Origin of the sequence: Klebsiella sp. HMSC16A12 (assembly GCF_001808265.1) — a bacterium.
In the GTDB taxonomy this organism is placed as follows: domain Bacteria; phylum Pseudomonadota; class Gammaproteobacteria; order Enterobacterales; family Enterobacteriaceae; genus Klebsiella; species Klebsiella pneumoniae.
This window is the reverse complement of record NZ_KV792620.1, coordinates 86,251-100,172: the sequence shown is the minus strand read 5'-3', so window position 1 is coordinate 100,172 and position 13,922 is coordinate 86,251. Positions and strand designations below refer to the sequence as shown.

Sequence of the window (13,922 nt, the reverse complement as noted above, 5' to 3'; positions counted from 1 at the left end):
CCGGCGGCGCTGCGCTTGCGCGGGCCTACGGTCAGGTAGCGCAAATCGACCTTACCTACCGATACCCGCCATTTTCTTCTTTTTCGCCTCCCTTTATACTGCGCGCTATGTTCCTTACTGATAATAAATACAAATGAAATACCTCTTTTTATTTCTACTGGTTTTCACCAGCGGCGCAGCGGTGGCCACCGAACCTGGCAGTCAGTATCAACAGCAGGCCGAAGCCGGCGATCGACGCGCGCAATATTACCTTGCCGATACCTGGGTCAGCTCCGGCGATTATCAAAAAGCCGAATACTGGGCGCAGAAGGCGGCCGCCCAGGGCGATGGCGATGCGCTGGCGCTGCTGGCGCAGCTCAAAATCCGTAACCCCCAACAGGCGGACTATCCGCAGGCCCGCCAGCTGGCGGAAAAAGCCGTCGAGGCCGGCAGTAAATCCGGAGAGATCGTCCTCGCGCGGGTGCTGGTCAACCGTCAGGCTGGCGCCACCGACGTAGCGCACGCCATCACGCTGCTGCAGGATGCTGCCCGGGATAGCGAAAGCGATGCGGCGGTAGATGCCCAGATGCTGCTGGGGCTGATCTACGCCAGCGGCGTACACGGCCCGGAGGATGATGTGAAAGCAAGTGAATACTTTAAAGGCAGTTCATCACTTTCCCGCACCGGCTATGCCGAATACTGGGCCGGGATGATGTTCCAGCAGGGAGAGAAAGGCTTTATCGAACCGAATAAGCAGAAGGCGCTGCACTGGCTCAACGTCAGTTGCCTGGAGGGGTTTGATACCGGCTGCGAAGAGTTTGACCGGATTAGTAAAGGATAAGAAAAAGCCCGGCGCTATCGCGCCGGGCTTTGTGTTTTATTGGGCGGTTTTATCAAACTTGCCCAGCACTTCGCGTTCATAGGCCAGCGCTTTTTTGCGATCGAACTTATGCTCCCACTTGGCGATAACCAGCACCGCCAGCGCATTACCCACCACGTTCAGCGCGGTACGCGCCATATCGAGGATACGGTCGACGCCGGCAATAAAGGCAAGCCCTTCCAGCGGGATCCCGACGCTACCCAGGGTGGCCAGCAGCACCACGAAGGAGACGCCCGGCACGCCGGCGATCCCTTTCGAGGTCACCATCAGGGTCAGCACCAGGGTAATCTCCTGCCAGATAGAGAGGTCAATACCGTACAGCTGGGCGATAAAGATCGCCGCGATGCTCTGATACAGCGTTGAACCATCGAGGTTGAAGGAGTAACCGGTCGGCACCACAAAGCTGGTGATCGACGCCGGCGCGCCGTAGGCTTCCATCTTCTCAATAATGCGCGGCAGTACGCTCTCCGAACTGGCGGTAGAATAAGCCAGAATCAGCTCATCTTTCAGGATGCGGATCAGGATCCAGATGCTCAGACCACACAGGCGCGCGACAATCCCCAGCACCACCAGCGCGAAGAACAGGATCGCAAAGTAAACCAGCAACACTAGCTTGGCCAGCGGCCACAGCGAGGCGAAACCGAAGGTGGCGACGGTTACCGAAATCAGGGCGAATACCCCGACCGGCGCATAGCGCATCACCATATGGGTGACTTTAAACATGGTCTCGGAGATAGAGCGGAAGACCGTCACCAGCGGCTCACGGTGGGTCGCCGGCAGCGAGGAGAGCCCCAGGCCAAACAGCACCGAGAAGAAGATAATCGGCAGCATATCGCCTTTCGCCATCGATGCCACGATATTGGTCGGCACCAGCGACAGGATGGTGCCCATCAGGCCGTGCGCATGGCTCTGCACTTCGGCGGTGGTGTTCTGATATTTCGAAATATCAACTGCCGCCAGCTGCGACATATCAATGCCCGTCCCCGGCTGGAAGACGTTGGCCAGGGTGATACCCAGCACAATCGCCACCGTGGTGATCACTTCGAAATAGATAATGGTTTTGGCACCGATCCGCCCTAACTGTTTGGCGTCACCCACGCCGGCAATCCCGACCACCAGGGTCGAAATGACAATCGGGACCACGATCATTTTAATCAGATGGATAAAGATATCGCCCGCCGGCGTCAGCAAATTGCTAATTAACCAATCGCGACTTTCAGCGTGGTAATGCAGATAACTGCCCAGAAGGATACCCAGCACCAGGGCTAGCAAAATTTGCCAGGCCAGACTGACTTTTTTTGTTTTCTTCACTACTGACTTCCTCAATGAAAGGCACCATTCCTTTTCGTCATGGTACCCACTGCAGGGGGTATGAATTGTGTTGCGTTGCTTTGTGGGGTTATTTAACGCGCAATATCAGTATCATTTGCACGGCATGCTGCGCAAGCCTTTAAGAACAGGGCTTTCCTCTGCTTTTATGCATAAAGCAGCGAATTTCCCCCAGTTACATTGCATAAGTATTTGTAATAAAAAAATTTTCACAGCTTCCGTTTCTATAAATTCATTGGCGTAATTATTTCTCTTCAAAGTTTCATTTGATGAAATTTCACCCAGTTTAATCATTGCGTGATCTGCCCCCCAATTAACAAACAAAGCTGTCAAAACCCCTACTCTTAACGTTTGTTTGACATATATTTAACAAGTTCAAAGGAGAAAAAAAGCCATGAGCCAAATTCACAAACACCCTATTCCCGCTAATATTGCGGAACGTTGCCTGATTAACCCGGATCAGTACAAGGCGCAGTACCAACAATCCATAACCGACCCTGATACATTTTGGGGCGAGCAGGGCAAGATCCTTGACTGGATGCGGCCCTATACCCGTGTAAAGAACACCTCCTTCGCACCGGGTAATATTTCCATCAAATGGTATGAAGATGGCACCCTGAACCTCGCCGCTAACTGTCTCGACCGCCACCTCGCCGAACGCGGCGATCAAACCGCCATCATCTGGGAAGGCGACGACGCCAGCCAAAGCAAGCACATCACCTACCGTGAACTGCATGCCGACGTGTGCCGTTTCGCCAATGTGTTGCTCGACCTCGGGATTAAAAAAGGCGACGTGGTTGCTATCTATATGCCGATGGTGCCGGAAGCCGCGGTGGCGATGCTGGCCTGCGCCCGCATCGGAGCAATCCACTCGGTCATTTTCGGCGGCTTCTCGCCGGAGGCGGTGGCCGGACGCATTATCGACTCCAGCTCACGCCTGGTGATCACCGCTGACGAAGGGCTGCGCGCCGGTCGCGCCATCCCGCTGAAGAAAAACGTCGATGACGCGCTGAAAAACCCGAACGTGAAAAGCATTGAGCACGTGGTGGTCCTGAAACGCACCGGCGGCAATATCGACTGGCAGGAAGGCCGCGATCTGTGGTGGAGCGACCTGATTGCGAACGCCAGCGCCGAACACCGGCCCGTCGAAATGAACGCCGAAGATCCGCTGTTCATCCTCTATACCTCCGGCTCCACCGGTAAACCGAAAGGGGTGCTGCACACCACCGGCGGCTATCTGGTCTATGCGGCCACCACCTTTAAATACGTTTTCGACTACCATCCGGGCGATATTTATTGGTGCACCGCCGACGTGGGCTGGGTCACCGGCCATAGCTATCTACTGTACGGCCCACTGGCCTGCGGCGCCACCACCCTGATGTTCGAAGGGGTGCCGAACTGGCCTACGCCGGCGCGCATGTGCCAGGTCGTCGATAAGCATAAGGTCAGCATTCTCTATACCGCCCCGACGGCTATTCGCGCCCTGATGGCGGAAGGCGACAAAGCTATCGAAGGCACAGACCGCTCCTCGCTGCGCATTCTTGGCTCGGTCGGCGAACCGATTAACCCGGAAGCCTGGGAGTGGTACTGGAAGAAGATCGGTAACGAGAAGTGCCCGGTGATGGACACCTGGTGGCAGACCGAAACCGGCGGCTTTATGATCACTCCGCTGCCGGGCGCGATTGAGCTGAAGGCCGGCTCCGCGACGCGTCCGTTCTTCGGCGTCCAGCCGGTGCTGGTGGATAACGAAGGCCTGCCGCTGGATGGCGCCACCGAAGGCAACCTCGCCATCGCCGACTCCTGGCCCGGCCAGGCGCGTACCCTGTTCGGCGACCATGAGCGCTTTGAGCAAACCTACTTCTCCACTTTCAAAAATATGTACTTTAGCGGCGACGGCGCGCGTCGTGATGAAGATGGCTATTACTGGATCACCGGCCGGGTGGATGACGTCCTGAACGTCTCCGGACACCGTCTGGGGACCGCCGAGATCGAATCGGCGCTGGTGTCGCACCCAAAAATCGCCGAAGCGGCGGTGGTGGGGATCCCGCATAACATCAAAGGCCAGGCCATCTATGCCTACGTGACGCTCAATCACGGCGAAGAACCGACGCCGGAGTTGTATGCCGAAGTGCGTAACTGGGTACGCAAAGAGATCGGTCCGCTGGCGACGCCGGATGTGCTGCACTGGACCGATTCGCTGCCGAAAACCCGCTCGGGCAAAATCATGCGCCGCATTCTGCGTAAGATTGCCGCAGGCGACACCAGCAACCTCGGCGATACCTCGACCCTCGCCGATCCTGGCGTCGTGGAAAAACTGCTCGAAGAGAAGCAGGCCATTACCATGCCATCGTAAGTAAGGACCGATTCCCTACACCCTCTCCCCTTCCGGGGAGAGGATAAAAATAAGTCCCTCCCCCAGGATTTCACTCGCAGGAACGCCGTCAGCAACACCTGTCCCGGCTCCGTCGCCGGAGGGGTTGCTGTCGCCAGCGTCCGCCGAGTGGATGACGAAAGGGAGACCTCTGGAGACGCTAAGATGAATGAACAACTTTGTCAGCGGATAGAAAATAGTGCGCATTTCAGGGAGTTAGTTGCATCACGGCAACGGTTTGCCGCCATTCTGTCAGTGATTATGTTAGTGATCTACGTGGGCTTTATTTTGCTTATCGCCTTTGCACCCGGCTGGCTCGGCACCCCGCTGCACGCCGGAACCAGCGTCACCCGCGGGATCCCGCTCGGCATTGGCGTGATCGTCATTTCGTTTATCCTGACCGGTATTTATGTCTGGCGAGCTAACGGTGAATTCGACCGTTTGACCAAAAGCGTTCTCAACGAGGTAAAAGCATGATCAAGAGAGTCCTGACGGCGCTCGCCGCCACGCTGCTGCCCCTCGGCGCCCACGCCGCAGACGCTATTACCGGCGCGGTACAGCGCCAGCCGACCAACTGGCAGGCGATTGTCATGTTCCTGATTTTCGTCGCCCTGACGCTGTACATCACCTACTGGGCCTCAAAACGGGTGCGTTCGCGCAGCGATTACTACACCGCCGGCGGCAATATTACCGGCTTCCAGAACGGGCTGGCGATTGCCGGCGACTTTATGTCAGCGGCGTCGTTCCTCGGTATCTCCGCGCTGGTGTATACCTCCGGCTACGATGGGCTGATCTACTCGCTGGGCTTTCTCGTCGGCTGGCCGATTATCCTGTTTCTAATTGCTGAACGTCTGCGCAATCTTGGCCGCTATACTTTTGCCGATGTCGCCTCTTACCGCCTGAAGCAGGGGCCGATCCGCACCCTCTCCGCCTGCGGTTCGCTGGTGGTGGTGGCCCTGTATCTGATTGCCCAGATGGTGGGCGCCGGCAAGCTAATCCAGCTGCTGTTCGGCCTTAATTACCATGTCGCCGTAGTGCTGGTTGGCGTGCTGATGGTGCTCTATGTCCTGTTCGGCGGCATGCTGGCGACTACCTGGGTGCAGATTATTAAAGCGGTTCTGTTGCTGTGCGGCGCCAGCTTTATGGCCTTTATGGTCATGAAGCACGTCGGCTTCAGCTTCAATAACCTGTTTACCGAGGCGATGGCCGTCCACCCGAAAGGGGCGGCGATTATGAGTCCCGGCGGACTGGTGAAAGATCCGATATCGGCGCTCTCTCTGGGTCTGGGTCTGATGTTCGGTACCGCTGGCCTGCCGCATATTCTGATGCGCTTCTTTACCGTGAGCGACGCCAAAGAAGCGCGTAAAAGCGTCTTCTACGCCACCGGTTTTATGGGCTATTTCTATATCCTGACCTTTATCATCGGCTTCGGCGCCATCATGCTGGTCGGCGCGAACCCGGCGTTTAAAGACGCGGCCGGACAGCTTATCGGCGGCAATAACATGGCGGCGGTGCACCTGGCGGATGCGGTTGGCGGCAACCTGTTCCTCGGGTTTATCTCTGCGGTAGCCTTCGCCACTATCCTGGCGGTGGTGGCGGGCCTGACCCTCGCCGGCGCGTCAGCGGTGTCGCACGACCTGTACGCCAACGTCTTCCGCAAGGGCGCGACCGAGCGTCAGGAGCTGAAGGTCTCCAAGATCCCCGTGCTGATCCTTGGGGTGGTGGCCATTCTGCTGGGTATTCTGTTTGAAAATCAGAATATTGCTTTCATGGTCGGCCTGGCCTTCTCCATCGCCGCCAGCTGTAACTTCCCGATTATTCTGCTGTCGATGTACTGGTCGAAGCTGACCACCCGCGGCGCGATGGTCGGCGGCTGGCTGGGCCTGCTGACTGCGGTCATTCTGATGATCCTCGGCCCCACCATTTGGGTGCAGATCCTCGGCCATGAGAAAGCGCTGTTCCCGTATGAATATCCGGCGCTGTTCTCCATTGCCATCGCGTTCATTGGCATCTGGGTCTTCTCCGCCACCGATAACTCACCGGAAGGGATGCGCGAGCGCGAGCAGTTCCGCGCCCAGTTTATCCGTTCACAAACCGGGATCGGTATCGAACGCGGCCAGGCGCATTAATCGTCCTCTCCCTTCCCCGGCATCGTTCGGGGAAGGGATTCTCCCCTCAGTTATAAGTAAAGGTGATCACCCCGGTGGCGTTGGCTGTCCCCGCGGTCACCGCGCTCCCCGTCCTGTAATAGTTAGTGGATAAGGCGAGCGTCTGCATGGCCGCTGCGCCTCCGGGGCTGTCGGGGTTGGTGAAATAGCTGTAGCTGGCATCCGCGCCGCTGTTGGTCACCGTCGCGCGGCTCGAAGTATAGAGGCTGATATCGGTATTTAACGGCAGTGCTTTGCCATTCAAATTTAACTGCACTCCCACGCCAGTGGCGGCATTCTGTTCCGCCGTGAGGGCCATCACCGTATTGTCAGGGTTATCCCCGCTTGCAGAAGCAGCCGCCACACGCATCGAAACGTTAGTTCCCGGCTCGCAGGAGAGGCTCAGAGACTGCCGCGCGCTACCCACCTTCGTCGCGGTATTAAACTCACTGGCATTGATGCTGCCCATGGAAAAACTGAGATTATTGCTACCGACAATACACCCCATCGGGATTAGCTGGATGCTGGTGGTGCCGCTGATGTGCAGTTGTGAAATAGCGATGGTCCCCCTTTTATCCTTGGCCGATACCGTGGCCACCGGGTCGCTGAACGATAATTGACTCTTGCTGGCGATGGCGCCGCCGGTGGCCACCAGCTGCAGCTGATACGCTGGGGTATAATGAGTCGACGCGAAAGAGTCGAAAAGACCTGTCGGCTTTCCGAGGTAATAATTCACATCACCAATATAATGCACCTGCGAGTCGGGGCTGAAATCATCGGTGTCATCGCCATATTCACCGCTGATATTGAGCCACACCTTGACGCGGATACCGATCCCCTGCACCGAGGTGGCATAGATATTATCCCCTATCAGTGCCCCGGCATTGTTCGAGGACCAGGCAAAAACCGCGTAGGTGCTCCCCTCACAGTTAAGCAATTCCGTTTGCGAGCGCGTAATCTTCCCCGAGTCATACAGTACCGTCCCTGCGGTATAGCTCCCGGCATTGACCAGGATCTTTTCCGGCAGGTTGGTCATCGAGACATCGCCATAGTTGGTTCCCGTGCAGGCCGCCCAGCTATAGACGGGACACAGTGCCAATATGAGCAATAAGATCAGTTTTTTCATACCCATCCCTGTCGAAACGTTATTTGTAGGCCACATCGAACGTGGCGGTAAACCCGACCATCCCGGACCTTACCTGGCCATAAGGCGAAAACATACGTGCCACCATATTAAAGGTATGGATATCCGCATCGTCCCCAAAGGTATAGAGATACTGGTCGCCGGGGCCAAGGGGCTGCTGGTCGGTCATGCTCTGCAGCTGCAAACCGACGCCGCTGGCACCGTTGCTGCCAGTCTGGAAGTTTTTATAGATTGAAGCGTGGGTGCTATCGAAGCTGGTGCCGCTAAACGCGATGGTCACCGCCGACGCATCGGCGGAACAGCTGGAAAAGACCAGCTTAACCGGCACGCTGGCGCCGCTCGCCCCGGCATGTCCGGAGAACGTCTGCGAGGAGACGGTGCCTAAATCGATACTGTTCGACGGCTCCACGGCCACCTCACAGGAAGGCGCTTCGATGGTGCCCGTGACGTTAAAATTGACCGTGCTGCTGCCCTCATAAGCCAGCGCCGGAAGGGAGAGCAGCAAAATGGCCACCAGGAGGCCCCTTGTGCTGCCGTCTCGCATATTCATATCAGCCCCTCTTCCATGTTGAAAACCTGCATCCATTACCGACATTCGGCCTGATAGAACAGAATATCGTCGCCAAGGGCCATGCCGGAGAAGTCATAATGAACGGTGCACTGCTCACTGCTTTTCTCCCCCCAGCGCGCTAACAGCTGGCCTTTTTTCTGCAGCCCCGTTAGATACACCTGCCCCTCATCGCCAACGATATTGCTGCGCGACGCGCTACCGTGATCATTATCGAGGGTCACCAGCGCGCCGAAAGGCACCACGCCATTGCGGGTACGCAGGGTGAGCATCGCCTTATAGCCAATTCGCGTGTCGTACTTCACTTTGACGATCGCATTGCGCGTCGGAACCACCGTTCTGGCGACGTTATCCACTTCAGCGCCAGGTATTTCCTGTTCATCCAGCGCCAGGCTGTTACGATGGTACGGACGGACGTAAGGCACCACCGCATATCCGGCGGCATCCGTCGTCACGTTTGTCTGACCGCGCACTGTCACATCGCTGACGCCAGGCGTTTCGACCAGCGCAGAACTCTCGCCCAGAAAGCGTGATAGCGTGAGTCCGCCCGCATGGGCGACCATGCCCCCGCGCAGCGAATAGTTGTAGTGATTGCTGTAGCGGTCGTAACCATAGCCGCCAGCCACATCCCCTTTCGAACCCTGGTAGTTGACGCTGAGGTTACCGGAGGTGCTTTTATCCTTCGTGTTGTACCCTTCCATCAAGCTCCAGTTCAGGGAGCGATCCTCGAACGCTGAGCCGTTGAGCCCCACGCTGTGCGTGGTGTCGTTATGCCGACCATGGTTCAGGGTGTAATTTGCCGAAAGCGTCTCGCCAAGCGGAATACTTAACGTCAGGGAGACGACCGTATCGCTGGATGGCCGGTTATTGCTGCTGTCATCGGTACGTTGCACATTGCGGTTATAGGAATAGTTAATAAAGTAGGAGGCCTTGCCAATCGACCCGCTATAGCCCACGCCCACCGATTCCATACGCGAACTGTCCCAGTAGGTCTCATTGACCAACGAAAGCGAGAGCGAACCATAGCCAAACAGCGTCTGCGACAACGATGCGTCAAACCGACCTTTCGTTCTGCCGCTCTGCGTACAGCAGTCGCGCTGTGTGGAAGAGTTATCGACAAAGTCCTGAAACGAATAATATCCCGAGGTGGAGTAGCGATAACCGGCCACGGAAAAGCTGGTGCCCGTCTGCAGAAAGCTTTTACTGAAGCGGACGCGATACGATTGCCCTTGCTCTTTACTGGTTGACGAGGCCGTATCGCTGGTTTTCACGTCGGCCCACGACTGAGAGCCATCAAACGACAGCGCACCGATAGTACCGAGGTTAAAGCCAGCGCCTAACAACAGGTTGGTATATTTATCTTCCGCCTGCTGGAAACCAGTATAAAGAGTGATGTTGCTGGTGGCGCCATAGGCCAGGGAAGACTGAATAAAGTTATATTCTTTATCGTCGGAGCTACCCGATCGCGTCCTGCCGCTGCTCAGCGCATAGTCCAGCTGGCCCTCACGTTGCAGGATCGCCAGCGACGCGAAAGGCACCACAAAGTTTTGCTCGCTGCCGTCAGACTCTTTAATGTTGACGTACAGGTCGCCGGCGCTGCCGGTGGCGTACAGATCGTTAATTTCAAAGGCGCCGGGAGCGACGGTGGTTTTATAAATGCTGTAACCATTCTGATAAACCGAGACCTCCGCGGTGGTGCGCGCGATCCCTCGAATCGTCGGCGCAAAGCCATGCAGGCTATCCGGCAGCATCTCTTTGTCCGAACTGAGCTGCAGACCGGTAAAACTCAAACTGTCGAAAATGCCGGAAGAGGTATACGTATTACCGACCACCAGCTGGCTGCGTAGGGTGTGAATATCGCGGGCAAGATAGGAGTAAACCGACTCCCAGCGGCTGTTGTTATCGCTGTGGCTATAGGTGCTGTAGTTGCGCAGGCGCCATGGTCCCAGATTCAGCCCAGGCTGCAGGCTGACGAACTGACTGTCGATAGTGGCGCCGTTATGCCGCGGCGCATTACGCTGCCCGGTGACGCTATAGTTAAGAAGACCGGCATTGATCCCCTGTTGCCACTGGCTCTCGGGAATATAGTCTCTGGGGCGATTCAGCATGGCGGCCTGCGGCACGGTAAAATCAATCCGCTGCTGGGCAAGAGATACCGAGAACGTCATCCCGGGGATCGCCGACAGCCGGGCGCAGGTTTCCCCTGCCTCGAACAACTGCGGATAGGCGGTGGTATTAATCAACCATGAATTCAGATACTCCGCGGACAGGCAGGGAGAAGCAGTCGCGCCTGCGTCATGGCTAATTTCCTGAAAAGTCAGCGAGTCTGAACTGACGTACTTATCATTGATGTAAACATCCAGGTGATAGGTGCCCGGCGGTATGCCATCTTGCGAAAAATAGGATAGATCAACCGAAGCCGCAGGACTCTCGGCGACTTCGAGTAAATTTGGGTTGAAATATTCGCCGGCCTCCGCGCGAGAGGGCAGAGTACTTAGGCACAGAATAATAGCGACGCAGATACTTTTAGTTGAAAATAGCAGCTCAACGCTACTGAATGATAGCGGTATATTTCTTCCCTGACATACCATAATCATTAATCACGCTCCATGTGATCTCTTTTTTTCCTGTCGCCGACAGGCTACTCTGCACGGGTATTTTTAAGGTGGAAAACGGGGCAGCAAACCATGCGCCAGAAATATTTTTACCGTTAAGGCTAACCTGTGAGAAATTCATATACAGCGGTGAGTTATTTTTTACCGTCACCGACGTCCCCTCTTTCCCCCACTGTAATTTTTCAGCGTACGCTTCCGGTGTATTACCTTTTAACGCAGCGGGTCGATAAATCAATTTTATTTTCGAATTAATCGCAAACTGTACGACATTTTTATCAGGTACATATTCTGTTGCCGGGATCCCTTTAATATTGAGCCAAAACATCGACTCGCGATCGTCGGGTAATTTCTTTCCTGATCGAACTACGCGGACAAATCCTTTCTCCCCGGCTTTGAGACGAAACAGCGGCGGCGTAATAATAAATGCGTCTTTGGCGGGTGAGGCTGCATCAACCACCGAGAGCCAGGACTGAACGATATTGCTGTTCTGATCTTTATTCTCAACCGTTATTACAGCGTTATTTTTCGTACCATCAAAAACCAGACGCGTACCGCCAACGACCACGCTGGCCTGCGCGAAGGAAGAAGACAGCAATAAACCGATCGCAAAAAAAGGATATCTCATATGTTTAATTTAAGGGGAATAGCAGGCGATTCCCCTTTCTCCATTCAACAAGAAGCCGAATTAATGATAGGTCACGTTATAAGTCACGGTTGTCTGAACGGTACCTTTCGTCGGATCGGCATCACCCGATTTCACCATTTTAACGGTGAACGGAATGGTTGCTGCACCCGAAGAGATATCAACATCAGAACCCTCTTCGTTATTCTTCATCACATTGCCCGCTTCGTCGAAAAGGGCCACAGCGACGCCGGTTGCCGGCTCATCAGTTGCCTGGTTTTTAAAATAATCGCTGTTCGCGGTATCGGAAACACCGCCAAAAGTGACGCGGGCGATACTGTTGCCACCTTCTTCCGCGGTCGGGCAATCAGCTAAGCTAAAGGAGAAGTTCTTGGCAGCGCCGAAGGTATACGCTTTCAGATCCGCCACTGAGGTGGTGCCCATATCAATAGCCGTTACACCGCCATCAATGGTCGCCGTACAGGTGGTATCGGAAACAATACCATTAAAGGTAATGGTGTTATCAGCCTGCGCAACGGTAGACAGCGCGCTGCAGGCAGAGAAAATCAGGGCACCCGCCAGAAATTTTTTACTCATCTTCATATTTATTCCCATATCCATTATAAACGACAATCAGTCCGTCAATTGCTTTATGCAGCGATATTAGAGAATGAAATTCAAGCAGCGCGGCGTCATGCGTGTATTTACATGACATATGGTTTATGACAATTAATATTATTCATAAATAAACGACCAGCATTTGAATCCATTCAATAATACAAGCTCGCGTAAAAATAATAACTAGCATGAGGTAAGAACTCAATTATTAATGTAAAAATTGATTTTTTGCGACATAACATCGCAACGCATGCGTGGCCATACTCAAAACCATAAAAATCAAAGAGTTATAAAGTTATAAAATTCGCAAAGATAATTGGATATTTATATAATATTTGCCCCATAATTAAATACGGGCATGCAGAGAAACATTTAGTTACAAAGTCAGTGCTGATATAAGAATTGGCTTAATCTTTTATGATGAACCGTTAAATGCATCAATAACAAAAACAGGGAATAGCCGATAGCTATTCCTCTCCTCAATATTTATTAACATTCACTCTGGCGATAATGTTAAAACAGCAGCCAGCGGACGACCGGCGCAGCCAGCACCACCACTACGCCTGACAGCATCATCACCAGGCTGGCCACCACGCCCTCCTGCTGGCCCAGCTCATACGAGCGCGCCGTTCCCGCACCATGGGAAGCCGCGCCGAACCCGGCTCCTTTCGCCATCCCTTCCCGGATAGCAAGACGTAAAAACAGCATATCTCCCACCGCCATGCCAAACACGCCGGTGATCACCACAAACAGCGCCACCAGATCGGGTTGACCGCCGAGCGGTTTCGCCGCCGCCAGCGCAAAGGGCGTGGTCACCGAGCGCACCGCCAGGCTACGCTGAATTTCATCAGACAACATAAACCCGCGCGCCAGCCATACGGAACTGGTGACAGCCACCACTACCGCCGTCACCACCCCGGCGCTGAGCGACATCCAGTGGCGTTTAATCACCGCGACATTTTCATACACCGGAACGGCAAAGGCGATGGTCGCCGGGCCCAGCAGCCACAGCAGCCAGTGGGTCTCTCCCATATAGCTCTGATAAGAGATATGGCCTACCACCAGAATCAGCACCAGCAGGATCGGCGTGAACACCAGCGGCATCAGAGGGAGTTTATGAAAACGTCGATACAGTTTTTTGTTGGCGTAATAGAGGACCAGCGTCGCCACCAGGCACAGGATACTCAGCACGGCATCGCTCATTTTTTTAACCTGCCCACTTCGTAACGATAGACCTTGTCAACGACCCAGGCGGTGGCGCCGAGCACCATCAGCGTGCTTAAGGCAATCACCAGAAATATCCGCCAACCATCGACCATCAACAGCTGGGCGTAGTTCACCACCGCGACCACCGCCGGGACGAAAAACAGCAGCATCTCCGCCAGCAGCCAGCGGGCGCCGGCGCGCACCCAGCTTACCGGTATCACCCGGCAGACGATCAGCAGCAGGAGCATCACCATGCCGACCAGGTTAGCCGGCAGCGGTACCTGCCACCTGTTCACCAGATATTGTGCGAAGATGAATAACCCGACGTAGAGAAGTACCTGTACCGGGATCTGAAGTCGTTGCGCCACGGCGGGGGCAACGCGAGCTGGCGCGAAGGCCATGTGCGATAGTCCTGAAAAAAAGAAGTCAGGCGAGCAGTATAG

Annotated in this window: 13 protein-coding genes; 4 read left to right on the top strand and 9 right to left on the bottom strand. The window is 55.0% G+C overall.

What is annotated here, in order from left to right:
• The first annotated feature begins 133 nt into the window (after nt 1–133).
• Nucleotides 134–820 carry a tetratricopeptide repeat protein gene (locus HMPREF3140_RS15715; RefSeq protein WP_004151733.1) on the top strand — a complete coding sequence of 229 codons (687 nt, stop codon included), beginning with the start codon at nt 134–136 and terminating at the stop codon, nt 818–820.
• 36 nt (nt 821–856) lie between these two features.
• Here the strand turns inward: HMPREF3140_RS15715 and gltP are convergent, their stop codons facing one another.
• Nucleotides 857–2,170, bottom strand: coding sequence for a glutamate/aspartate:proton symporter GltP (gene gltP / locus HMPREF3140_RS15710; protein ID WP_004146659.1), 1,314 nt, complete (start codon nt 2,168–2,170; stop codon nt 857–859).
• A 111-nt stretch (nt 2,171–2,281) separates the two neighbouring features.
• Nucleotides 2,282–2,482, bottom strand: coding sequence for a hypothetical protein (locus HMPREF3140_RS15705; RefSeq protein ID WP_032412778.1), 201 nt, complete (start codon nt 2,480–2,482; stop codon nt 2,282–2,284).
• A gap of 100 nt (nt 2,483–2,582) precedes the next feature.
• Here HMPREF3140_RS15705 and acs point away from each other — a divergent pair, with 100 nt between their 5' ends.
• The 3 genes from acs to actP all read left to right on the top strand — a co-directional run bounded on the left by acs (nt 2,583) and on the right by actP (nt 6,688).
• On the top strand, nt 2,583–4,541 hold the full coding sequence (acs, locus tag HMPREF3140_RS15700; RefSeq protein ID WP_002885145.1) for an acetate--CoA ligase: 1,959 nt from the start codon (nt 2,583–2,585) through the stop codon (nt 4,539–4,541).
• A gap of 183 nt (nt 4,542–4,724) precedes the next feature.
• Nucleotides 4,725–5,036, top strand: a complete 312-nt coding sequence (locus tag HMPREF3140_RS15690; RefSeq protein WP_004177812.1) for a DUF485 domain-containing protein — start codon at nt 4,725–4,727, stop codon at nt 5,034–5,036.
• A complete protein-coding gene (gene actP / locus HMPREF3140_RS15685) occupies nt 5,036–6,688 on the top strand; it encodes a cation/acetate symporter ActP (RefSeq protein WP_070553036.1) in 1,653 nt (550 codons plus the stop codon). Before HMPREF3140_RS15690 ends, actP begins: the two co-directional genes overlap by 1 nt.
• 46 nt (nt 6,689–6,734) lie before the next feature.
• Here actP and HMPREF3140_RS15680 read toward each other — a convergent pair whose 3' ends face one another.
• The 7 genes from HMPREF3140_RS15680 to HMPREF3140_RS15645 form a co-directional block, all read right to left on the bottom strand.
• Nucleotides 6,735–7,832, bottom strand: a complete 1,098-nt coding sequence (locus HMPREF3140_RS15680; protein WP_004221930.1) for a type 1 fimbrial protein — start codon at nt 7,830–7,832, stop codon at nt 6,735–6,737.
• A gap of 19 nt (nt 7,833–7,851) precedes the next feature.
• Nucleotides 7,852–8,400 (bottom strand): fimbrial protein, encoded by a 549-nt coding sequence (locus HMPREF3140_RS15675; protein WP_050484914.1) that lies wholly within the window; start codon nt 8,398–8,400, stop codon nt 7,852–7,854.
• Between the two features lie 35 nt (nt 8,401–8,435).
• A complete protein-coding gene (locus HMPREF3140_RS15670) occupies nt 8,436–11,015 on the bottom strand; it encodes a fimbria/pilus outer membrane usher protein (protein ID WP_032412773.1) in 2,580 nt (859 codons plus the stop codon).
• Nucleotides 10,969–11,658, bottom strand: coding sequence for a fimbrial assembly chaperone (locus HMPREF3140_RS15665; RefSeq protein ID WP_004210006.1), 690 nt, complete (start codon nt 11,656–11,658; stop codon nt 10,969–10,971). Before HMPREF3140_RS15665 ends, HMPREF3140_RS15670 begins: the two co-directional genes overlap by 47 nt.
• 60 nt (nt 11,659–11,718) lie before the next feature.
• Nucleotides 11,719–12,276, bottom strand: coding sequence for a fimbrial protein (locus tag HMPREF3140_RS15660; RefSeq protein ID WP_004192602.1), 558 nt, complete (start codon nt 12,274–12,276; stop codon nt 11,719–11,721).
• 510 nt (nt 12,277–12,786) lie between these two features.
• Complete coding sequence (locus HMPREF3140_RS15650) at nt 12,787–13,476, bottom strand: LrgB family protein (RefSeq protein ID WP_002885088.1); 690 nt, start codon at nt 13,474–13,476, stop codon at nt 12,787–12,789.
• The gene (locus HMPREF3140_RS15645; RefSeq protein ID WP_002885086.1) at nt 13,473–13,880 is read right to left on the bottom strand and encodes a CidA/LrgA family protein; all 408 of its coding nucleotides are present in this window, start codon (nt 13,878–13,880) and stop codon (nt 13,473–13,475) included. Before HMPREF3140_RS15645 ends, HMPREF3140_RS15650 begins: the two co-directional genes overlap by 4 nt.
• Between the last annotated feature and the right edge of the window lie 42 nt (nt 13,881–13,922).

Excerpts from the sequence above, each read along its gene's own strand:
- HMPREF3140_RS15670 (WP_032412773.1), bottom strand. The coding sequence starts at position 11,015 with ATGATTATGGTATGTCAGGGAAGAAATATACCGCTATCATTCAGTAGC.
- acs (WP_002885145.1), top strand. The coding sequence starts at position 2,583 with ATGAGCCAAATTCACAAACACCCTATTCCCGCTAATATTGCGGAACGT.
- HMPREF3140_RS15650 (WP_002885088.1), bottom strand. The coding sequence starts at position 13,476 with ATGAGCGATGCCGTGCTGAGTATCCTGTGCCTGGTGGCGACGCTGGTC.
- HMPREF3140_RS15680 (WP_004221930.1), bottom strand. The coding sequence starts at position 7,832 with ATGAAAAAACTGATCTTATTGCTCATATTGGCACTGTGTCCCGTCTAT.
- HMPREF3140_RS15645 (WP_002885086.1), bottom strand. The coding sequence starts at position 13,880 with ATGGCCTTCGCGCCAGCTCGCGTTGCCCCCGCCGTGGCGCAACGACTT.
- HMPREF3140_RS15715 (WP_004151733.1), top strand. The coding sequence starts at position 134 with ATGAAATACCTCTTTTTATTTCTACTGGTTTTCACCAGCGGCGCAGCG.
- HMPREF3140_RS15665 (WP_004210006.1), bottom strand. The coding sequence starts at position 11,658 with ATGAGATATCCTTTTTTTGCGATCGGTTTATTGCTGTCTTCTTCCTTC.
- HMPREF3140_RS15705 (WP_032412778.1), bottom strand. The coding sequence starts at position 2,482 with ATGATTAAACTGGGTGAAATTTCATCAAATGAAACTTTGAAGAGAAAT.
- HMPREF3140_RS15690 (WP_004177812.1), top strand. The coding sequence starts at position 4,725 with ATGAATGAACAACTTTGTCAGCGGATAGAAAATAGTGCGCATTTCAGG.
- HMPREF3140_RS15675 (WP_050484914.1), bottom strand. The coding sequence starts at position 8,400 with ATGAATATGCGAGACGGCAGCACAAGGGGCCTCCTGGTGGCCATTTTG.
- HMPREF3140_RS15660 (WP_004192602.1), bottom strand. The coding sequence starts at position 12,276 with ATGGATATGGGAATAAATATGAAGATGAGTAAAAAATTTCTGGCGGGT.